We start from the raw sequence: 20,905 nt of genomic DNA on the forward strand, positions 1-20,905 counted from the left end.
CAGTGCAAGCCGATCGAGTATCCGAAGCCGGATGGCAAGCTGACGTTCGACCGTCTTTCTTCAGTGTTCATCTCGAACACGAATCATGAAGAGAACCAGCCGGCGCATCTGACGCTGAAAGATCCCATCGTGCCGGTGAACGTCAACTGGCAGACGTATGCCGGCCCCGAGTCGCGTTATTGCCCGGCCGCGGTCTATGAATTCGTGAAGAACGATGATGGCAGCGAACGGCTCGTGATCAACGCGCAGAACTGCGTGCACTGCAAGACCTGCGACATCAAGGACCCGACGCAGAACATCGTGTGGGTCACGCCTGAAGGTGGCGGCGGACCGAACTATCCGAATATGTAATTGAAGGACAACATGCAAACCATTGGAATCGTAGGCGCCGGGCAGATGGGAAGCGGCATCGCACAGGTCTGTGCAACAGCGGGCTTGAACGTAATCATCACGGATCGCGATGACCATGCGGTGAAACGCAGCATCGAAGGCATCGCGGCGAACCTCGCGCGAATGGTGTCGAAGGGCAAAACGGCTTCAGCCGATGCTGCCGAAGCGCTGCAACGAATCAACGGAAGCACTCTGTTGACTGAGCTTGCCGCATGCGATTTTGTGATCGAGGCCGCGACGGAAAACCTTCAGGTCAAAGAGGGCATTCTGCGAACGCTCGATGCCATCGTGCGGCCGGATGCGATCATCGCGACGAATACGTCTTCGGTATCCATCACGAGGCTTGGTGCAACGCTCACTGATCCGAGCCGCTTGACGGGCATGCACTTTTTCAACCCCGTTCCGTCGATGGCGCTAGTGGAAGTGATCCGCGGCCTGCAGACCAGCGACGACGCATTCGACGTAACCATCGGGCTCGCAAAGCGTATCGGCAAGACCGCGATTTGCGTGAAGAATTCGCCAGGCTTCGTGGTCAATCGCATCCTGATACCGATGATCAATGAGGCGATTTTCGTGCTGCATGAGGGCCACACAAGCGCCGAAGAGATCGATGAGGGCATGAAGCTGGGTGCCAACCATCCGATCGGACCGCTTGCGCTCGCGGACCTGGTCGGACTCGATACGATACTGGCGATCATGAACGTGTTGTACCGCGATTTCAATGATTCGAAATATCGTCCGGCGCCGTTGCTCAAGGAAATGGTGGAAGCGGGCCACCTTGGGCGAAAGAGCGGGCATGGATTTCATAGGTATCCGTAACGTTGAGGACGAAAGTGAAGATCATTGTCGCTGTGAAGAGAGTCGTGGATTACAACGTGAAGGTCCGCGTGAAGGTGGACAACACGGGCGTCGACATTGCGAACGTGAAGATGTCGATGAATCCGTTCGACGAGATCGCCGTCGAAGAAGCCGTGCGTTTGAAGGAAGCCGGCGCGGCGAGCGAGGTCATTGCGGTCTCGTGTGGCGTGGCGCAATGTCAGGAAACGCTGCGCACCGCGTTGGCGATTGGAGCGGATCGCGCCGTGCTGGTTGAAACGGCAGAGGACTTGCAGCCGCTGGCGGTAGCGAAGCTGCTGAACGCGTTGGTCGAGAGAGAGCAAGCGCAGTTGATCATCGTCGGCAAGCAGGCCATCGATGATGACTCGAATCAAACGGGGCAGATGCTCGCCGCGTTGGCCGGCTTGCCGCAGGCGACGTTCGCATCGAAGCTCATTGTGAGAGACGGCATGGCAACGGTGTCGCGTGAAGTGGATGGCGGTTCTGAACAGTTATCGCTGAAGCTGCCTGCTGTCATCACAACCGATCTGCGCCTCAATGAGCCGCGCTATGTGACGTTGCCGAACATCATGAAGGCGAAGAAGAAGCCGCTGGAAACGATCAAACCGGAAGATCTCAGTGTCGATGTCACGCCGCGTTTGAAGACGCTCAAAGTCAGCGAGCCACACACGCGCAACGCCGGAGCAAAAGTGCCGGACGTGAAGGCGCTGGTCGAGAAACTCAAGACCGAAGCCAGAGTGCTTTGATCGCGACAAGCATGGATTTTCGGAGATCAATCAAATGAAGATTCTGGTAATTGCCGAACACGACGCCGGTGCGTCGCTTAAGGCAGCAACGTTGACCACCATGGCCGCTGCTCACGCAGTGGCCAGGCTCACAGGCGGCGATATTCACGTGCTCGTCGCCGGTCACCATGCTCAAGGCGCGGCTGATGCGGCGGCGAAACTCGCCGGTGTTGCAAAAGTGCTGTTGGCCGACGCGCCGCAACTGGCGGAAGGACTCGCGGAAAACGTCGAGGCGACAGCACTGAAAATCGCGCACGGTTATTCGCACATCGTTGCGCCCGCTACGGCTTATGGCAAGAACATCGCTCCGCGCATTGCGGCAAAGCTGGATGTCGCGCAGATCAGCGACGTGATCGCTATCCAAGGCCCGGATACGTTCGATCGTCCCATCTATGCCGGCAATGCAATTGCAACGGTGCGGTCGCAGGACGCAATCAAAGTGATCACCGTCCGGACTACGGCCTTCGATCCTGTTGCCGAAGGCGGCAATGCTGCGGTCGAGAAGATCGACGCCGCACCGGATGCCGGCATCTCGCGCCTGATCGGACGTGAATTGACGAAGCTGGATCGCCCGGAACTGACGTCGGCGAATATCATCGTCTCGGGCGGCCGCGGTCTGGGTAGCGCCGCGAACTACGCGACGGTGCTCGAGCCGCTGGCGGACACACTCGGCGCCGCAATGGGCGCATCGCGCGCGGCGGTGGATGCTGGCTTCGCGCCGAATGACTATCAGGTGGGCCAGACCGGCAAGATCGTTGCGCCGCAGTTGTACGTCGCGGTCGGCATTTCCGGAGCGATCCAGCATCTTGCGGGCATGAAGGACGCGAAGGTGATTGTGGCGATTAACAAGGATGCGGAAGCGCCGATTTTCAGCGTCGCCGACTATGGCCTTGTCGACGATCTGTTCTCAGCAGTGCCGGAGCTTGTCGCGCAAATTTCCGAAGGGCAGCATTAGGCTCAATCGCGAAGGCGTTGACTTCAGGCCGTGGCTCCGCGCAGCGAACCACGTGCCGATGTTTTTGTCGGTGGTCCTGGCTTGCGTGTGCTGCCTCGCACGATGAGTGTGGCAGGCGAGATCGACGTATACGGCGAAGCGGTGGCCGAATTTTGCCGCACGTGATGCACGAACCAGAGCCCGCATGCGGTGGCCAGGTCGTGCACGGGAAGTCCCACCGTGGTCAAGCCCGGTCCCCACCAGCGGAAGCCGAGTTCGTCGCCGAATCCGACGACCGACAGATCGTCCGGAACCCGCACGCCTTGAGCCAACAGTTCTTCAAGGATGCCTTGGGTCATCTGGACTGTACCGGCCACGATTGCCGTTGGCGGCTTGGGCAACGACAGCAGCCGGCGCGTTGCGTTGGCGCCGAAATCCATCTCGCCCGGCGCACCGAGTTGCACCAGCGCGGGGTCGCCCGACTCGGCGCCGACCAGTGCGTTGTGATAACCCTTCAAGCGTGCGGAGCCGGTGGGCAGATCGTCGGTGCCGCCGATATAACCGATCCGGCGATGGCCGAGCTGCACGAGGTGGTTGACCGCCTCGAAGATTGCCTGCGTGTCGTCGATGCCAAACCACTGGTCCCCAATTGCGGCGTGCCTGCGCAGCAGTTGCACATGCGGCGACAGCTTGACCAGGCGGATCGTTTCGCGATGAGGTTTCGCGGTCGGCACAATGATTATCCCCGCGACATTCGCGCTGGCCAGTTCTCGCACGCTCTGCAATTCGACCATCCGGTCGTCGTCGGTTTCGGAGAGCGCCAACTGATAGCCGGCTGCCTGCAGGCATTTCGACAGCGCATGGGCGATGGTCGCGTAGAAGCCGTTCCTGATGTCGGGCAAAACGAGGCCGACGAGATTGCTCGATACGCCTCGCATCATGCGTGCAGCGAGATTGGCCACGTAGCCCATTTCGTCCGCGACCTGGGCCACTTTCTGTTTCGTGGCTGCGCTGATACGTGGGTCGTCGGCAAGCGCCCGTCCGACCGTCGACGGAGAAACCTGGAGGCGAGCGGCGATATCTTTGATGGTGATCATGGGTTGTCCCTGAGCCTGCTTTTTTATAACGATAGCACAACGGCTTACAGTTCATGGACCGGTGCGCGGGATTTCATCTGACGTGACCCTCGAGGCTATGCAGGAGCACAATCCGCAAGCCACTCCGCGACACTTCCATGGGCGGCGGAACGCACCGCTGCCCAATGAATAAGTCGTTTTGTCTCGCGGTTTCGCCCCCGGCGGTGCTAACGTAAGCGTCTTTGTGTAGCCAGATTTAATTTGACGCCTCGAAAAAGCGCAACTATCATCGTGCTAACGTTAGCGCGTCGATTGGGTCATGCCGCATGCGTTGGGGAGGCGGAGCGATGTTTGAAGAGGGAACGTTGCGGTTCCATGTCGAAAAGTGGTTTGGGCGAACGGCCATCCCGACATTGGAAGTGAACCGCGTAAGACCAGCCAGGCTGGGACGAAACCGCTGTGTACAAGTTGTGTCGTCAAGAGCGGATAGCCGCGTGACGATATTTTTCTTCCAGCACGGCGACGGTAGATGGAGCGTGTCCCCGCCGCCAAACCGACGCGCAACGTTGACGATTCCGAACTGCTAGCAGCATGCACAAGCCGTACGACGCGCTGGCGTCGAGTAACGCCTGCATCGACAGGACCGGCGACTTAATAAATGCAATACAAGGAGACGTAACGATGAATGCCCCTCGACATGACGTTCGCTATGAACGCGGAACACTCGCGCTTCTCGGCATTGGCTTTGGACTGGTCGGCTTCGATCGCTGGCTGCTGGCTCCGGTGTTTCCGCACATCATGCACGACCTTGGGCTCAACTATTCGCAACTGGGCAGCCTCATCGGAATACTCGGCGTCGCATGGGGGCTGTGGTCGATCGCGATGGGGCCGCTTGCTGACCGCATCGGCCGCAAGAAAATTCTTGTCACGACGATGATCGCCTTCTCGGTGTTGTCGAGCCTTTCCGGACTCGCGACGGGCTTTCTCAGTCTGCTGTTGTTGCGGGCCGCAATGGGCGTCGCTGAGGGCGCCTTCACGCCGGCCAGCATCGCCGCGAATAGCGAGGCTTCGCTGCCGGCGCGTCGCGGACTGAACCAGGGCATACAGATCAGCATGATCCCTTTGATGGGTCTCGGCTTCGCGCCTATCGTCGCCACGCAATTGCTCGAGATCGTTCCAAACTGGCATTGGGTGTTCACGCTCTCGGCCGTGCCCGGTTTCATCGTTGCAGCGCTGATCTGGCGCTACGTGCGCGATCGCGACATGCCGGCGAGCCACATGCACATGTTGTCGCGGGAATCCGTCGTTCGGCCGCGCTGGACCGAGCTCTTTGCGAGCCGTAACGTTGTCGTCGCGACCTTCGCCATTCTGTGCGCGATGAGCGGCATCTTCGTGATTGGCGCGATGGTGCCGATGTACCTTGTTTCCATCGTTCACCTCGACATGCGAAGCATGGGATTTGTCGCGTCGGCAGTCGGATTTGGCGGCTTTGTCGGTTGCTTTGCGCTTGCGGGTATCTCGGACTACATCGGTCGCCGGCCGATGGCCTTGATCGGTTTCGTTTGTGCGGCCGCGTTCCTCTATCTGTTTTCGCACACCGGTCAGAATCCGACGATGCTGTTCGTTCTGCTGTTCGGTGTCGCGTTGTTTGCGACCGGCCTGCTGAGCCTGCTCAGTGGTCCTATAGCAACGGAAGCCGCGCCTGTAGGGCTTATTGCATCGACGATCGGTTTTGTGTCGGGCGTGGGCGAGACGTTTGGCGGTGGAGTCGCGCCGGTCATCGCGGGGTTTATTGCACAGCACTTCGGCCTTGCGCACACGCTCGATTTCGCGCTGTACAGCCTGGCGGCGGGAGCAGTGGTTGCGTTCTTTCTCCTGGAAACGGCACCGCGCAAGCGGCGTCATGGCGCCGCACAGACGCAGCGCTCAGCGGAGAACATTCACGGCGTCATCGCACCTAACGGCGACGCATGAGCCTGGATTCGCAAGAGATACCGGCGCTTGTAACCACCAGAACGACTACTGTCATGCTTCCCGTACTTATCAACGTTTCATTTGCGCATTGCACGCCGTTTCCGGCGTTGTCGACTGAAACGCATGCACTCGCGTTGGCGTATTGGGCGCCCCTGGGTTTGCGCGGAACCGGATGCATCGAAACGTTCCTGCGTGAGTGGGACGCCAACGCGGCCTTGCTAAAGCAGATATCCCACGATGCCGCGACTTTCGATGCAATCGTCGAAGACGGCATGCCGCTTTCGAGCTTCCGGATGCATGCGCCAGTCGCACCGCGCCAGGTCTATTGCACGATTGGCAACTACCGTCGCCAACTCCTGGAAGCCGCTCTCGATGCCGGCGATGGACCTGATGGTCCCGGCGCATCCGCACGCCGCGCTGTTTTACTGGATTCCATTGAGCCGCGACGCAGCGACGGCGCGCCGTACATATGCCTGAAAGGTGCCGTTTGCGTTTCGGGACCGAATGACCGGCTTTCCATTTCGCGCGATCTCACGACGCTCGATTGGGAAGTGGAGATTGGCGTGGTGATCGGCAGAAGCGTCGCGCACGTCAGTGCCGAAGACGCGCTCCATTGCATTGCGGGCTACTGCGTTGTCAATGACATCACGTTGCGCGAGCGGGTATTTCGCCAGGATGTGCCCGCAGTGGGCACGGACTGGCTGCAATCGAAATCGCGGCCCGGTTGGCTTCCTGCCGGACCGTGGATGGTCCCGGCATGGAATGTCGCCGACGCGTCACAACTCAGACTGTGGCTTCGTTTGAATGGCTCCGCGATGCAGGACGGAGTGGCCAACGACATGATCTTCAGTATCGGCGAGCAGATTGCGTATCTGTCGAGCGTCACGCGGCTCGAGCCCGGCGATCTGATTTGCACCGGCACACCGGCCGGACTCGGCAGCCACTATGGACGCTATTTGCGCCCAGGCGATCTCGTCGAAGCAGGCGTCGAGGGTCTCGGCTCTCAGCGTGTGTTGTGCGTCGACGAATAAAACCGCATAAAAATTCCCGAACCCAGGGCTTCGTAGTTTGCTGAGACCAGCAATGTACATTCAATAGAGGAGATCATCGTGCATCAATGTTCACGACAATGGGCCGCAGCCTTACTCATATCGGCCATGCCGCTTATGGCGGACGCACAGACGCAAGCGGCGAGTGCGCCCGTGCAGTCGCAGTCGGGTCCAACGGCGGCTTCGGCGAGCAGGGCCGACAGTAAGGCCGACAGCAAGGCCGACAGCAAGGCCGATACCAAGGCGCAGAAGCAGGCGCTCAAGGCACAACGCAAGGCCGAAAGAAAACAGGCGCGTCAGGTGAGAAACGCCGAATTGCAGAACCTTCAACGTAACGGATATGGACCGCAGGCCGCGCCCGATCAGTATCCCGAGAACCTGCTGAATGCGGAGCGCAAGTCCACGCCGCAAAAGGCGGCGCCATCGGCGCCCGCATCCGCGAATTAACCGGCTCGACAGGACGAACCAAAAAAGGAGTTGAAATGGAACGGAGACAATACACGTCCATCGCGAAGATCCTTCACTGGACGATGGCAATAGCGATCGTCTGCGCATGGATTGCGGGGTACTACTCCAGTACGCTGAACGTTGCGCAGAAGATTCAAGCGGACAGCATCATGCTGCACAAGTCTATCGCGACAATTACGCTATTTCTGCTGGCCGCGCGTATTCCATGGCGGCTCATGCATGGCGCACCCGAGGCTTCATGCTCGGTTCCGTCGCTCGAGCGCGCCGCAGCGCGTGTGGGCCATTTGTTTCTCTACCTATGCATGCTCGCTCTGCCGTTGTCGGGATGGCTCTGGAGTTCGGCTGCGGGATACAAGATTCCGGTGGCGGGTCTGTTCTTCTTACCGCCTTTGATGGACAAGATGCCTGCACTCGCGCCCATCTTCAAAGAGGTGCATATCTGCCTCGCGTATACGATCGCTGTTCTGGTTTGCGGGCATGTCCTGATGGCGTTGAAGCACTACTTTGTCGACCACAGCGATTCGTTGGAGTCGATGCTGCCGTCCCGCCTTATCCGCAAACACGATGACGGCGAGCGCAAACAGCGATCGGCAGCAGGCTAGATGTTGGGTGCATGTTGCTCTGCACTTCGTTCATTCGCGTGCGAGAGCGCGGATTTTTGCCCGGCGAGAGCCGGGTTTTTTTATACGCGGGCTCATGCTGATAAAAGACCGCGTCTGAGAATGCAGTCAACCGTTCGGCGGTTACCTTTGCTTCACGCATAGCGGGCTCCTCGGAGTGATGGCCACGTTTGCAACGATCGCCGCATACTGCTCCCGCATAGACCTACATTGCATTCGGCCCGGCGACTCGTTGCAGCACGGTCATTGGACCGAGCTTTCTGATCGTTTCCATCTGCATCCCGTTCCGAACGAAAAGCGATCCGGCAAATCCCAGCGCGTTGACCGCGATTCCCTCGGTGCGTTCGGTGGAGCGAGGCACGAGCATCATCCATCGCGTGGTGACAAGCAGGTTATACGGCGCCGATTGCTGTGGCTCACCGTTCACATCGATAGCGTGCAAACCGGCCGCATCGAGCAACGACATATAGCGGTCGAATGCATTGCGCGCGAGGTCCAGTGGGCGAGTTGCAAGCAGCGGGTCAAGGCGGACGAACGCATGCGGAAAGTGCAGCCCAGGCACGGTGCCGATGGCGTCGTCCATGCGCGCTATTACAGCCGCAACCAGCGGCTCAATGGGTAAAAGAGGCGCGGCGTCATCGAGCGGTAACGGCACGATCTGCAAATGCTTGTGAGGCTGACTCGCGCCGGCGGCTGGGCCGCTATTGTAGAAACCGAGGCCGTCGAATTGAGTGATGCAATTGAATAGCGCGCTAAAGTCCGCCAGATTCAGAAAATTCTCCTGAAGCTCGAAGCGACGCGTGACGATCAGAAGATGGTGGTCGATCACGTTGAACTTGTTGAGCAGCACGAGATGCGTGTCCGAGATGTTGCCGACAAACAGATTTGAATCGTAGGGGAGAAAAGGGTTGACCGCGCACTTGTCCGCCGGCTTGGCCTTGCGCCGTTGCTCGTCCTTATCTTTGCGCGCAAGACTCGAGACCTGGCGAATCAGAAAACACACGCCGCTATCTTCTATCGTTGCGCGGGTTGTCTGGATTGGGCACAGCGCGCCGCAATTCAGCGCATGCGCGGTTTGGCGCAGGACAGCGGGCCACAAGGTACCGGATTGGAGAAGGGACGTGTTCATCGAAATAAACGGCTCCGGTTTTGCACGACGCGCAGCTTCCTTTATACACTTAGCGACGCGTGCATTGCGCGACGCATTTCGCCTCTGTTCCCCGCCTCGGCTGCAAAGTTAGCGCCTCAGTTCGGCGATGATCTTCTCGGCCAGAAAATCACATGGCGGCCGCTTCGATGCCGTGCTTCGTGCGAGCACGACTTCGAGCGCCGCGATTTCCGGCAAGCCCTGCGCGTGGCCGAGAAGCGCGAAGTGCGCGGGGACAGCACATTGCGCGAGCGGGACGATAGCAAGGCCGGCTTCGGCCATCGACACCAAGCCCATCAGACTCGGGCTTTCATATGACGTGCGGTAGCTGATCTTTGCCTGTTCGAGACTGCGGATCGCGTTCTCGCGCGCGACGCTGCCAGGCAAAAAGACGGCGATCGGCAACGGCCTTTCGCGCCAGATGTCATGAGCGCTCGGCGACGCGGCCCAGACCATCGGCTCGAGCCGGAGAAACTCTCCCGACAATCCCTTGACTCGCGTCGCGCAGACGAGGTCGACCGAACCGTCCTTTACCATGGGCGCGAGCGCGACGCTCGGGAGGCCGACTACCCGAATTTCCACCTTCGGATAAGTCGCGGAAAATTTCTTGAGGATCGGCGGCAGTAGCGACGACGCGTAATCGTCCGGTACGCCAATGCTCACGCGCCCGGTCACGTCGGGCCGAACCACGGCGGCCCAGGCTTCATCGCGCAGCGCCAGCATGCGGCGGGCGTAAGTCAGCAGAACCTCGCCGTCCTGGGTCGGCACGACGCTTCTCGGCTTGCGCACGAAAAGCGGCTTGCCGAGCGCGGTTTCGAGCGTCTTGATCTGCATGCTTACCGCCGACTGCGACCGATGCACGAGTTCCGCGGCGCGGCTGATATTGCCGGCATCCGCCACGGCGACGATCATCGTCATGACATCGAGGTCGAGTGCTTTCACGGTCGCGGTATCAGAAAAATAGATGGATACCATCAATATTACGCGATTTTCTTAAATATTGACGTCGGGCATAGTTCGGTCAAAGGAGCCTGTGTATGAACGCCCGAACCGATTTCTCAGTACTTGCCGTGCCGGAACTCTCGTTTGCGACCATCGCATCGGGCATTTGCGTGCCCTACGTCGAGTGCGGAGACGGGGAGCCGCTCGTGTTCGTGCACGGTTCGCTGTGCGATTACCGCTACTGGAGCGCGCAGACGGCGGCACTGTCCGAACATTTTCGCTGCATCTCCGTGAGCCTGAGCCATTACTGGCCGGCAGTCGAGGCGTGCATTCAGGGCGAATTCGGCTGGCAGACCCACGTTGCCGAATTGGCCGAGTTTATCGAGGCGCTTGACGTTGCACCTGTGCATCTGGTCGGGCATTCGCGCGGCGGCTGCGTGGCATTCCACGTGGCACGCGAGTACCCGCGGCTCGTGAAGACGCTCACGCTGGCGGACCCTGGCGGTCCGTTGCAGATCGACGGCATGCCGGACGCGTCGTTGCCGACCGCGACGAATGCGCTGCGTGCACGCGTCGCCGAACTGATCCAGGGCGGCGAGATCGACGCGGGCCTCGAACTGTTCGTCGACTCGGTGAGCGCGCCGGGTTCGTGGCGCAAGAGTTCCGTCGCATTTCGCACGATGGCCACGGACAATGCGGCCACCTTGCCGAAGCAGTTGCGCGATCCTTTGCCCGCCTATTCGCGCGAGACGGCACGCGATGTGAAATGCCGGACGCTGCTGATCGGAGGGCAAAGGAGCCCTCGCATGTTCCGCAACAACGTCGAAAAACTCGCGGACTGGATCGAATGCGCGGACAGACAGACGATCGCTGGCGCGTCACACGGGATGAATGTGTCGAATCCTGGCGCTTTTAATCGGCTCGTGCATTCGTTCGCGAGTTTTTGAGCGGCATGATTGCGGGCCTCGCGCGAGGCCGCTGGTCATGCACCTGCCGACGCAACATCCTCAAAGACTTCCCACTTTTGCCGCCGATGCACTGGACCTTCGTCCAAGGAGCCGGCCGCGAATCCAGTCCCTCAACGGGGCAACCAGCCGCTCCTGAAAATATACAGCCGCAATGACCGTCCCGATGAGATAGAGCGGATAGGTCGCCATGCTCGGTACAACGTCTTTCGAGGTGGCGACGCACTCGGAAAAGTGCGAAGCGCACCACAGCGGCGATTTGCCAATGGAAAGCAGTTTCAGCACTTTCATCAAGACGAGAAAGATCGGTACATGAATCGCAAAGAGAGAGAGCGCTGAATTGCCCAGACGTGTCGCTATTCCCGCGAACCGGGAAGGAATCGCGGCGGCGGCAAACACCATGACGAGCACTACCTCCGCAGGCATCAACGCGCCATTGTGAATGAGGTAACGTGTATAGATGGCCCCGTACGATTCAAGCCACGCAGCCAGAACAAATGAGCTTGCAGCGACGAGCAAGGCTGCGACGAGCTTCGCACGAGTGCTGTAAAGGACACTCAAACGTCCCTCGCGGAACAGGCCATACAGGACGATGCCGACCAGGAATTCGGGCAGCCGCAACAGGGGGTTGCGCGTGATGATGCCGACTGCGGCGGGACTGTACCAGTGCATCAACGTGGCAACGCCAGGCGGGATCAGATAAAGCACCCAGAAGATCAGCAAAAGCCGATATTTATTCGCAGCTTTCAGAAGCCGCGGTGCGACGAATGGAAACGAGAGATAGAAGAAAAGCAATGTGGCGAGCGACCATGAGGGCGGATTGATCGATCCATACACGGGGTTCCATACCTGCAGCAGAAGCATATTCAGTACGAAGTTGATGGCGGTCTCTGAAGAGCTTAGCGTGACGAAATTCTCGCTGTCGTCAAGCGACATGACCGCAAACTGATCGTACCCGCGCGTGCCCGCCACTGAAACGAGAAGTACCAGTACAAGCGCGATCAGATGCACAGGGTAAAGATTGGATAGACGCTTCACGAAGAACTCACGCGTGCCACCACGCAATTCCGCGGTGCGGCCAAAGTAGACGTGCGCAAGAATGAAGCCCGACAGGATGAAGAACGAGCTGGTGGCAAATCCGCCGACGTTGGCGAGTTCAATGAACGGAAGCGTCACGTACTGCGGATACTGGTGTATCGAGTGAAACACCATCAAATACACGGCAAGGGTGAAACGGAGAACGTCGAGTCCAACAAATTTGTTCATCATGAAGTCTCATGCGAGAGGGTTACTGTGAAGCGCGTCACCAGAATACCGGCAACGATTGGCATGTTGCTTCGGATGACTAAAAGCGACGCCGGGCAAGCGGGTTGGCAATATAGCGAACGGCGAAATCGGAGAGTGCCGAAAAGGGCAGGAGGCAAAGACTCGACAGAGCGAGCGTACCTATCTTTTTCTTATAGCTCCAGAATGGATTCGCGACTATCGAGCGAAAGTAACTATGTGACTGCCGGCTGACCCATCGCCAACGCTTCCTGAAAGGTGCCTGGTACACGGCAGAGCAAAAATAGGATTTCTCGAGCGAGAAGTCATAAAACGAAAGTGGGAGGTCGATGTCCAGGCGCGAGCGCGCCATTTGCCGTAGTATCGCCCAGCGGTTCGTCAGTGCCTTGGGCGCTTTGTCGCTGCTTTCGGAGTTGGCAAAATCAATTCCCAATACTTCCGTGCGATGGACTCGATATGCGCCAAGCGATTCCGGAATCGTCGCGACCGCTCCCAGCAATGCAACGCCATAAATTGCGTAGAAGTCTGCCCCATAGCGGTTAATGTGCGCCTCGGGAACAGGAAAGATTCTCTTCAGTGCGCTCGTCCGGTATGCATTTCCGGATGCAGGCGGTGATGGGTATAACCACCCCTGGCGCAACAGTGCGCCGCAGTCGCTGGGGGCGGCGGAGTGGGGCACGTAGGCCCCCGACGGCTTGCCGGCCGAGTCGATAACGTCGAGGCGAAATTGAACCTTCACGAAGTCCGCGCCTTCGAACACTCGCATGACGCTAGACACCGCATGCGGACACAGCAGATCGTCGGAATCCAGCAGCATGACGAATTCCGTTTCGATCATATTGACTGCGTCGTTATATGCTGAAACCTGGCCGCCGTTCTGCTTATAGAGCGCTTTAACGCGGTGGCCGTAGCTCTTTATGATTTCGCGCGAGTCGTCTGTCGATCCGTCGTCGATCACCAGCACGCGCGTGGCGGCATAGTCCTGAGCAAGTGCTGAGTCGACGGCTTTCGCCAGGAAGCGACCGTAGTTGTAGTTGCAGATCACGATCGTCATGTTTTGCATGTCACTTCACCACTGTCATGAACGGGTACTGGGGCGTAGGGCGACGGCCGCGCTCATTGCGCTCGCGGTCCATGGATCGCTTATTGGGCTAACACAATTGAATTTACCTTGCCGTTCGTTGCGCCGCCAACAAACGGTAATGCGATATGTGCGGTCGATAACACAATCGGCCCGGGCCTGATTTTGCGTCGGTAACGAAGAAATCAGCGCCTATGCGTGGCGCATAATACTGAATGAATTTGCCGGAAAATCGGCAAGCATTACGCGGCTGGGGGTGAAGTTTCCGGTAAAGGCGGCCTTGCCGACAGGAACGCGTCGGGTACCAGTTTTCCCCACTCGTAATCGATGCTGTCTGGCGTGAACGGCAGCACGCCGGCGCCCGGCGTGAACGTCAGTTCACCGAAGTAGACGTGGTTATCGGGCGCGTACAGGTCGACCCGAACATAGTCGAAGTCTTCGCATAGCTTGACGGCAGCGTCCACAATGGCATTCAGGTTCTCGGGACGAGGGGCCGGTACCGGACTGCGTTTGTAATAACCGATTGCTATGTCCAGGTGATTCCAGTCGACGTCGTATACGTCGCCGCGCGTGTCGGCGCCGAATCTGTCCGCAATCACCAGGATGTAGATGACGGGTTGTCCGCTTCTTCCGCCAAAGCAGTGCAGCTTGAAGTCGGCGGGGATTTTGCCGCTCTCGTCGAGCAGCAGTTTCTCGAAGAAGATGCGCGGCTTGATGTGGCGATAGTGTCTTTCGCGAGCGATCTTGTAGAAGTCGAGAGACAACCAGTAATTCGCGAGTTCCTGTAGCGCCTCGAAAGAGGTGGCCGATTTGTCTCTCACCACCTCCACGTAGCTGCTGCCGTGATTCGCCTTCATCACGAACGAGTTGGGCAAGGCATCGAATACTTCTTGTGTGAAGACATCCGGGGCGCAGATCAAAGGTATCACGTGCTTTTCGCCCAGCTTTCGCGCGACATAGGCTCTAACTGTGAGCTTGTCGGTCAACTCCACGAACCATGGGTCCGGGCGTAAGCTCTTCTGCAGGATCTTCTCGTTGAATGTCGTGGGGCGAAGCACATTCGGATAACGGCCGATACATTTGTGATGCAGCATGCTCAGAAATAGCGGCGCCGGCAGCATCGACTTGGCCGCTTCTTTCACCTTCCGCATAGTCGATTGTCTTCGCGGAGATGTAGTACTTGCAACCACTTCGACTTCCTGCTGCGGAACAGATCTGCCGGCTTCGCTCGGGAATTGCACGGAGTTGCTCGTCGTCATTTTTATGCTCCCACAAGTTATTCGCGTTTTATGGGAGGCCGGGTCAGGCCTCCCGATGTGTCACGAGAGATTAACGTATGGAAGTCGTCGCGATTTACGACGTCGCTAAACGAAGGTGTTTTGGCCCAATCCCATGAAGGCGGCCATTTGTGCCGTATGGTTCGCCGATGAGTTACTGATTCGGCATGATCAGGCTTTTAAAGCTACAGTGGGCTCTCGGAATCGTTAGAGATAACCGGCACGCCATCGATCACATCGAGGAGATCCGCGGGTCTCAAGGGTTTGACGAAATGGTGATCGAAGCCGGCCGCACGGCTGCGTTCACGATCCGCTGTCTGGCCGTAGCCTGTCAGTGCGACGAGTACGCACGGCCAACTGCCCGATCTCTCTCGCAACTGCCGCGCAAGTTCGTAGCCGTCCATCACAGGCAGTCCGATGTCGAGAACTGAAACAGCGGGCCGGAAAATGTCCGCTTCTGCGAGTGCCGCGGCAGGATCGTAGACGGTCCTCACCGAGTGGCCATAGCTTTGCAGCAGTTCCGCCAGCGCATCCGCGGCATCGACGTTGTCGTCGACAAGCAGAATGCGTCGTTGTTGCCCACGGCCGTCGAACTGTTCGCGAGGCACGATTACCGGTCTTGCTCCCGCGATGCGAATGGCTGCCGCCGCGTCGCTGGTCATCACTTCGCGCATCATCGCTTGCGACGATGCGCGGGGCAGAACGATCGTGAACTGGCTGCCAAGACCGAGCCCGTCGCTCGTCGCCTCGACGTGTCCGCCATGCAATTTCACGAAGTTCTTGACGAGCGCAAGGCCGATGCCAAGCCCGCCCTCCGCGCGATCGATTGTCTGCTTACCCTGGTAGAAGGTATCGAAGACGCGAGCCAGAACCTCCGGTGCCATGCCGATGCCGTTATCGCACACGCGTATGCGCAGATTGTCCGCATCGATGCCCGCGGCGCTGACTGCGATTTCGCCTCCCGCTTCAGTGTATTTCGCGGCGTTGATCAGGAGATTGGCGACCACCTGCGCGAGCCGCATTGGATCGGCGACACACTTGAGCGCGGGATCCACGTCGATGCTTAACCGGTGAGAGCGTTGCTCCATGAGCACGCTCGTCATTTCCACGGCCTTGGTAACGACTTCATGCACGTCGACGAGTCGCTTGTCCAGTTCCACATTGCCGCGGATGATGCGAGAAACGTCGAGCAGATCGTCGACCAGACGCACAAGATGATCGACGTGACGCTGGATGATCGTCCGCTCACGCGTGGCCGAACCATTGTCGCGCAATTCCATCAGCTCAAGCGCGCTCACAATGGGCGCGAGCGGATTGCGCAGTTCATGTCCGAGCATCGCGAGAAACTCGTCTTTTGCGCCGTTGGCCTTGCGCAGTTCCGCGAGCAGAACTTCGCGGTCGGCGCGGGACTTCTCCAGCGTTTCGCGAGCGCGCACATATCCGGTAACTTCGACTGCACTCACAATGACACCGTCGATCTTGCCGGACGCTGCACGCAGCGGCTCGAAGTGCAGCGTGTAGTCTCGCGCGGAGATCGCGTCGCCGCTGTCTTTCCGCCCGCATCGATATTCCTCGTGCACGATAGGCAGTCCATGCGCGGACACGAGTTCGAGCGCGGCGGCGATCGGCCCGTCACGCTCGCCGGGGAATGCGTCGAGATACGCACGGCCGATCAGATCGCTGCGGCTCACCATGTCGAGGTATCGCGGGTTCGCCAATTGGAACGTATGGTTGTCCCCAAGAAGAAGTGCGGACGCGACGGGCGAGCTCATCAGCACTGCGTCGCGCTGATGCTCGGCGGTTCTTCGGCGATTCATCTCGTCTTCGAGCGATCTTGCGCGCTGCTCGGCCAATGCGAGCCTGAGGTGCAACTCCTTATTGTCCGCTTCGCGCAATGGGATGCTCGGCAACACATGCCGATGTGCGTGGCAGATGTGGCGAAAGAGTTGCGTGTCCTCCGCACCTGGGAACGCGCTGCCGGGATAGGCGCAAAACAGCGAGAATCTATGGTTCTCACCGAGGCGGTTCCACAGTTCCTCGAGACGCAGCGCCGCTTCGCCCCGCCCCTGTTCGCAGAGAATCGCGACCATCTCTCCGAATGCATGCAGCGGCCGGTCCGCCCGCGCGGCGTTTGCGACAACCGCGCCAACAGTCGAGACGAACAGTGCCTCATCGGGCCAGCCGTCGACCATGAAGAGTTCGAGCGTGGCGTGCGCGTCGAGAAGAATGAGCGCATCACGAGGCTCGCATCCCACAGTCGCTGCTTGCCGTGCATCGAGCCATGACCTTAGCGACGCGAGGTGGTTGGCGGTGGCGATGGCAATCGCACTGCCGCCCGCATTGAGCGCGCTCAGCAGAAAGACGCCGACATCTTCCGTCAAACCCGTTTCGGATTCGTAGAACTGGACGAAATGGCCGCAGTGGTGCGCGGCCTCGATAGACGGGTCTTTGCTAGTGAGCATCTTCAACTGCCATGGCGAGACGTTCCACCGCGCGAAAATTACTCGCAGTTTTGTAATGCGGAACAAGCGCTGCAATAAAACCGCGACGGCGCTCGCGCAAAGGGCGAGGCCGAGGCTTGCGGCGCGAACAGTCGGTAGTTCTAGACCATGCAACGAGCTACCGACACAAGCCGCATAGCCAGCAAGGCGCGTGCCTGGCGTTCGTCATTCCGTCAAAGCCTTCTGGCGAAAACGCTCGTCGACATGAGCAAGAAGATTGCGCGACAGACGCGTCGCGCGTCCCTGAATCATTCGGTCGGATAGGCGCGAAAACGCATAGGAGGCCGCGAGTACCGCCAGCACCGTCGCGATGAACAGTACCAGCGACGTCTCGCGGCCGCTTCGCCCGAACACGCCTTCAAAAAAGTGCAACGTCGCATAAACGCAGATGAAGTGCCACAGATAGATGCCATAGCTTTCTCGGCCGAGGGCGTCGGTGCAGCGGCGAATGAACATGCCACGCTGCTGTTCTTCGCCGCTCGCCGGACGGCTGCGCGAGCAGACGAGCAACAGAAACGCGACCGCGCTGCACGCGGCAAAGACCGGCGCAAGTTCATGCGCTTTAGCGAGCCACACGCCGAGCGCGGCGGTTATCAGCGAGAAGCCTGAGGCGAGCAGCAAAAGCAGGCACGCGGTGCGCCGTGTCACGCTGGCTGCGCCCGTCAGATGCGAGCGGAACGCGTACCAGGCCCACATCCCGACAATGAAGCATGGCCCTTGCACGGGCGGCCAGAAGTAGCTGAACGAGTTGTTGCTCACATGACAAACAAACCCGTCATGGCAGCCGTTAGTCGCCAACGCGATGACCGACAGCGCCAGCAGCAATACTGTCGCGATCAGCAGGCGGACACGGTTCATTGCGACGAAAAACAGCAGCGGCGCGATCAGATAGAACAGCATCTCCACACCGATCGACCATCCTCCGGGCACCACGTTGTTGATCGCGGTGGGTGATAGCGCGTGCAGAAAGAGCACGTTGAGCAGGATATCCGTGGCGCCATGCGCGCCCAGCACCCAGGCGCGTTCGTATCCAGACTGTGCCGCGCCGTAGCTGATGAACCCATACACTGCGATCGCCGCGTAGTACATCGGGGCAATGCGAAAGAAGCGCTTGATATAAAAGCGCAATGTGACGTGCGGTGCGCCTGTGCAACGCCCGAGTTCGGCTTCGAGTGTCATGAAGATCGTGATCGCGCTGATCACGAAGAACAGTTGCACGCCGTATTGGCCCATGCGCGCCAGGATCGCGACCTGGTGCGGCAGATTGGGAAACTGGAACGACAGGTGTACTGCAACGACACCGACGATCGCGAGCGCTCGACCGACATCGAGCGCGGCAACGCGTCTTTCTTTCATCGGCTAGATCCTCCTCGGTGTTCGAGGCCGCCAATTGGCGGCCTCGAGCTTCGTGGACAGGATGCGTTTCCTCAAGTTCCTGCTTTTTTATGCTGGAAGCTGCGCGGTCCAACGGCGCACAGGCGGCTGGAGGTTGCCGTACGGGAGGCGGTCGAAGGTCCGCTTATCGCGCGTCTGAAGGCTGAGAATCCGCAACCAACCGCATCGATGCAGCGCATGATCCAGGCCGGCGTGGCCCTGCCCGCAAGCAGATAAGCAGATAGCCAGGTAAGCAGCTAAGCAGCTAAGCAGCCGCGTTGCCCGGCTTCACGCCCAGACGTGCGGCGCGTAAATCACGGCGGGGTCTCGCTGAGTTGTGTCGTGCAGCGCTTCCACCAACGGAGCGCGCTGCGTCAGCACGGCACGCTGATTGATCGAGCCTTTGTCGGTAATCTCGCCGAGGTCGAGCGACGGCGCGACGTCGAGCAGACGCAGCCGTGCGATAGCGCTCGCACTGCCTGTCGATTCGCGGTTGAGCTGATCGAGCAGTTCAACGAAGAACTGACGCACGGCGGGTGCGTTCACAACCTCGAACGCACTCGCCGACGAAGGCAGTTGCGCGAGCCGCCGGCAATCGTCGACTCTGGGAAAGACGAGCAGGCCGACGTCGTCGCGATTCAGACCCGTGACGACCACGTCCTGCACATACGGCGCTCCCGCTGAAATGACGCGAGCGCGCATCGGCCCTACGCTGACGAACGTGCCGGAGCTCAGCTTGAAGTCTTCGGCGATGCGGCCGTCGAACATCAGGCCCAACTCCGGTTGTTGCGGGTCGACAAACTTCAGTGCATCGCCGCTACAGTAGTAGCCTTCGTCGTCGAACGACTTCGCGATGGATGCATCGTCCATTCGCCAGTAGCCGCGCATGACGTGCGGTCCGCGAAAACGGGCTTCGAGCTTGCCCGATACGGGCACGAGCTTCACTTCACAGCCGGGTGCCGGCACGCCCACGTAACCCGCGCACATGGCAGGCCGCGTCGTGAACAGACACGACGGCGAAGTCTCCGTCATGCCAAGACCCGCCATGATGCGGATGCGCTCGCCGCAGAAGCGCTCGGTGACTTGCTGCAGACGGTCCCACGCTGCCTGCGACAGTCCGGCTCCCGCGAAGAAATACACCTTCACGCGCGAGAAAAACGTCTCGCGCAACTGTGCGTCGGTTTCGAGCGCGCTGGTCAGTTCTTCCCAGCCCTTGGGCACATTGAAGTAGATCGTCGGTGCGATCTCACGAAGATTGCGCAGCGTTTCGTCGAACTTCTTGCCAACGGGCTTGCCGTCGTCGATATAGAGCGTGCCCCCGTTGTAGAGCGCGATGCCGGCGTTGTGACTGCCGCCGAAGGTGTGATTCCACGGCAGCCAGTCGACCAGAACAGGCGGCTCGTGAGCGAACTCGGGAAACGTTTCGAGCAGCATCTGCTGATTGCTGCACAGCATGCGATGCGTCGTCGGCACGGCCTTCGGCAACATGGTCGAGCCTGACGTGAAGAGGAATTTGGCTATGCTGTCCGCGTCGATGGATTCGTGCGCAGCATCGACGGTGGTTGCAACGGTGCTCAATAGCACGGACAGGTTCGTCACCTCACGCGTGCAGGAGCCCGTGGCCGTAACGACTTCGACATCGGCAGCAACGGTCGCGTCGATCGCGGCGGCAAACGCATTGGCATCGGTGGCGAACACGAGCCCGGGCGTGAGCAGGTCGAGCGTGTGGCGCAGTTTGCCGAAATCGCTGGAAACGAGCGAATATGCCGGCGAAATAGGCGCATACGGCACGCCGGCCCACATTGCGCCGAGCGCGATCATCATGTGTTCCAGATCGTTGCCGGAAAGAATCGCGACTGGCCGCTCGGCCGACAGCTTGCGATCGAGCAGCGCCTGGCCGATGGCCCGCGCGTGCTGCAACATCTGCGCGTAGCTGATGCCGTGCCATTGACCATCGGCGCCGCGGCGCGCAACGAGCCAACGGTCGGGATGCGCGCGCGCGCCGCTCGCGAGCCGGTCGGTCAGGCGCTTGGGATAGGCGCCGGGCAGGGCGGCGGACTCGATGTACCAGACATCTTCCTCGCGGCGAACGCGTGCGGGCGCCGATCCGATCCGCACCTCGCGATAGCGCACGGACGTGTCACTGTCGACACTGGATTGCGTCGGCTGGAAATTCACTTGTTGTCTCCTATATGGGCTCA

The 20,905-nt window shown here is 59.6% G+C and carries 18 protein-coding genes; 9 read left to right on the forward strand and 9 right to left on the reverse strand.

All coding sequences use genetic code 11. The annotated features are described in order from the left end of the window. The 4 genes from C0Z16_RS18785 to C0Z16_RS18800 form a co-directional block, all read left to right on the forward strand. Positions 1–351: 4Fe-4S dicluster domain-containing protein (locus C0Z16_RS18785; protein WP_208638633.1), on the forward strand; the 351-nt coding region annotated here is incomplete at its 5' end. A gap of 12 nt (positions 352–363) precedes the next feature. Next, positions 364–1,209, forward strand: a complete 846-nt coding sequence (locus tag C0Z16_RS18790; RefSeq protein WP_102633632.1) for a 3-hydroxybutyryl-CoA dehydrogenase — start codon at positions 364–366, stop codon at positions 1,207–1,209. A gap of 14 nt (positions 1,210–1,223) precedes the next feature. Continuing rightward, the gene (locus tag C0Z16_RS18795) at positions 1,224–1,973 is read left to right on the forward strand and encodes an electron transfer flavoprotein subunit beta/FixA family protein (RefSeq protein ID WP_102633633.1); all 750 of its coding nucleotides are present in this window, start codon (positions 1,224–1,226) and stop codon (positions 1,971–1,973) included. Positions 1,974–2,007: 34 nt separating this feature from the next. Then, a complete protein-coding gene (locus tag C0Z16_RS18800) occupies positions 2,008–2,967 on the forward strand; it encodes an electron transfer flavoprotein subunit alpha/FixB family protein (protein WP_102633634.1) in 960 nt (319 codons plus the stop codon). Between the two features lie 23 nt (positions 2,968–2,990). Here the strand turns inward: C0Z16_RS18800 and C0Z16_RS18805 are convergent, their stop codons facing one another. Further along, the gene (locus C0Z16_RS18805) at positions 2,991–4,043 is read right to left on the reverse strand and encodes a LacI family DNA-binding transcriptional regulator (protein WP_102633635.1); all 1,053 of its coding nucleotides are present in this window, start codon (positions 4,041–4,043) and stop codon (positions 2,991–2,993) included. Positions 4,044–4,703: 660 nt separating this feature from the next. On the opposite strand from C0Z16_RS18805, the gene C0Z16_RS18810 reads away from it, so the two are divergent. The 4 genes from C0Z16_RS18810 to C0Z16_RS18825 all read left to right on the forward strand — a co-directional run bounded on the left by C0Z16_RS18810 (position 4,704) and on the right by C0Z16_RS18825 (position 8,115). After that, positions 4,704–5,996, forward strand: a complete 1,293-nt coding sequence (locus C0Z16_RS18810) for an MFS transporter (protein ID WP_102633636.1) — start codon at positions 4,704–4,706, stop codon at positions 5,994–5,996. 53 nt (positions 5,997–6,049) lie between these two features. Then, entirely contained in the window at positions 6,050–7,027 is a 978-nt protein-coding gene (locus tag C0Z16_RS18815) for a fumarylacetoacetate hydrolase family protein (RefSeq protein WP_244201277.1), read from the forward strand. A gap of 135 nt (positions 7,028–7,162) precedes the next feature. Next, positions 7,163–7,492: a hypothetical protein gene (locus C0Z16_RS18820; RefSeq protein WP_244201278.1), complete on the forward strand. Its 330-nt coding sequence runs from the start codon at positions 7,163–7,165 to the stop codon at positions 7,490–7,492. A 35-nt stretch (positions 7,493–7,527) separates the two neighbouring features. Beyond that, positions 7,528–8,115, forward strand: a complete 588-nt coding sequence (locus C0Z16_RS18825; protein WP_102633639.1) for a cytochrome b — start codon at positions 7,528–7,530, stop codon at positions 8,113–8,115. A 223-nt stretch (positions 8,116–8,338) separates the two neighbouring features. Here C0Z16_RS18825 and C0Z16_RS18830 read toward each other — a convergent pair whose 3' ends face one another. Both C0Z16_RS18830 and C0Z16_RS18835 read right to left on the reverse strand, forming a co-directional pair. Next, positions 8,339–9,262: an ATP adenylyltransferase family protein gene (locus C0Z16_RS18830; protein ID WP_102633640.1), complete on the reverse strand. Its 924-nt coding sequence runs from the start codon at positions 9,260–9,262 to the stop codon at positions 8,339–8,341. A gap of 108 nt (positions 9,263–9,370) precedes the next feature. Continuing rightward, entirely contained in the window at positions 9,371–10,192 is an 822-nt protein-coding gene (locus C0Z16_RS18835; protein WP_175130782.1) for a LysR substrate-binding domain-containing protein, read from the reverse strand. Between the two features lie 125 nt (positions 10,193–10,317). Here C0Z16_RS18835 and C0Z16_RS18840 point away from each other — a divergent pair, with 125 nt between their 5' ends. Then, on the forward strand, positions 10,318–11,169 hold the full coding sequence (locus C0Z16_RS18840) for an alpha/beta fold hydrolase (RefSeq protein WP_102633641.1): 852 nt from the start codon (positions 10,318–10,320) through the stop codon (positions 11,167–11,169). Between the two features lie 60 nt (positions 11,170–11,229). Here the strand turns inward: C0Z16_RS18840 and C0Z16_RS18845 are convergent, their stop codons facing one another. The 6 genes from C0Z16_RS18845 to C0Z16_RS18870 form a co-directional block, all read right to left on the reverse strand. After that, complete coding sequence (locus tag C0Z16_RS18845) at positions 11,230–12,453, reverse strand: acyltransferase family protein (protein ID WP_102633815.1); 1,224 nt, start codon at positions 12,451–12,453, stop codon at positions 11,230–11,232. Positions 12,454–12,532: 79 nt separating this feature from the next. Beyond that, positions 12,533–13,534, reverse strand: coding sequence for a glycosyltransferase (locus C0Z16_RS18850; RefSeq protein WP_102633642.1), 1,002 nt, complete (start codon positions 13,532–13,534; stop codon positions 12,533–12,535). A gap of 260 nt (positions 13,535–13,794) precedes the next feature. Continuing rightward, positions 13,795–14,811: an ATP-grasp fold amidoligase family protein gene (locus tag C0Z16_RS18855; RefSeq protein WP_102633643.1), complete on the reverse strand. Its 1,017-nt coding sequence runs from the start codon at positions 14,809–14,811 to the stop codon at positions 13,795–13,797. A gap of 203 nt (positions 14,812–15,014) precedes the next feature. Further along, a complete protein-coding gene (locus C0Z16_RS18860) occupies positions 15,015–17,291 on the reverse strand; it encodes an ATP-binding protein (RefSeq protein WP_102633644.1) in 2,277 nt (758 codons plus the stop codon). A 204-nt stretch (positions 17,292–17,495) separates the two neighbouring features. After that, positions 17,496–18,686, reverse strand: a complete 1,191-nt coding sequence (locus tag C0Z16_RS18865) for an acyltransferase family protein (protein ID WP_102633645.1) — start codon at positions 18,684–18,686, stop codon at positions 17,496–17,498. Between the two features lie 306 nt (positions 18,687–18,992). Then, entirely contained in the window at positions 18,993–20,882 is a 1,890-nt protein-coding gene (locus tag C0Z16_RS18870) for a feruloyl-CoA synthase (protein ID WP_102633646.1), read from the reverse strand. Positions 20,883–20,905: the final 23 nt, after the last annotated feature.

This window comes from Paraburkholderia rhynchosiae, assembly GCF_002879865.1.
Classification (GTDB): Bacteria; Pseudomonadota; Gammaproteobacteria; order Burkholderiales; family Burkholderiaceae; genus Paraburkholderia; species Paraburkholderia rhynchosiae.

Excerpts from the sequence above, each read along its gene's own strand:
- C0Z16_RS18790 (WP_102633632.1), top strand. The coding sequence starts at position 364 with ATGCAAACCATTGGAATCGTAGGCGCCGGGCAGATGGGAAGCGGCATC.
- C0Z16_RS18800 (WP_102633634.1), top strand. The coding sequence starts at position 2,008 with ATGAAGATTCTGGTAATTGCCGAACACGACGCCGGTGCGTCGCTTAAG.
- C0Z16_RS18805 (WP_102633635.1), bottom strand. The coding sequence starts at position 4,043 with ATGATCACCATCAAAGATATCGCCGCTCGCCTCCAGGTTTCTCCGTCG.
- C0Z16_RS18810 (WP_102633636.1), top strand. The coding sequence starts at position 4,704 with ATGAATGCCCCTCGACATGACGTTCGCTATGAACGCGGAACACTCGCG.
- C0Z16_RS18815 (WP_244201277.1), top strand. The coding sequence starts at position 6,050 with ATGCTTCCCGTACTTATCAACGTTTCATTTGCGCATTGCACGCCGTTT.
- C0Z16_RS18820 (WP_244201278.1), top strand. The coding sequence starts at position 7,163 with ATGGCGGACGCACAGACGCAAGCGGCGAGTGCGCCCGTGCAGTCGCAG.
- C0Z16_RS18825 (WP_102633639.1), top strand. The coding sequence starts at position 7,528 with ATGGAACGGAGACAATACACGTCCATCGCGAAGATCCTTCACTGGACG.
- C0Z16_RS18830 (WP_102633640.1), bottom strand. The coding sequence starts at position 9,262 with ATGAACACGTCCCTTCTCCAATCCGGTACCTTGTGGCCCGCTGTCCTG.
- C0Z16_RS18835 (WP_175130782.1), bottom strand. The coding sequence starts at position 10,192 with ATGATCGTCGCCGTGGCGGATGCCGGCAATATCAGCCGCGCCGCGGAA.
- C0Z16_RS18840 (WP_102633641.1), top strand. The coding sequence starts at position 10,318 with ATGAACGCCCGAACCGATTTCTCAGTACTTGCCGTGCCGGAACTCTCG.
- C0Z16_RS18845 (WP_102633815.1), bottom strand. The coding sequence starts at position 12,453 with ATGAACAAATTTGTTGGACTCGACGTTCTCCGTTTCACCCTTGCCGTG.
- C0Z16_RS18850 (WP_102633642.1), bottom strand. The coding sequence starts at position 13,534 with ATGCAAAACATGACGATCGTGATCTGCAACTACAACTACGGTCGCTTC.
- C0Z16_RS18855 (WP_102633643.1), bottom strand. The coding sequence starts at position 14,811 with ATGACGACGAGCAACTCCGTGCAATTCCCGAGCGAAGCCGGCAGATCT.
- C0Z16_RS18860 (WP_102633644.1), bottom strand. The coding sequence starts at position 17,291 with ATGCTCACTAGCAAAGACCCGTCTATCGAGGCCGCGCACCACTGCGGC.
- C0Z16_RS18865 (WP_102633645.1), bottom strand. The coding sequence starts at position 18,686 with ATGAAAGAAAGACGCGTTGCCGCGCTCGATGTCGGTCGAGCGCTCGCG.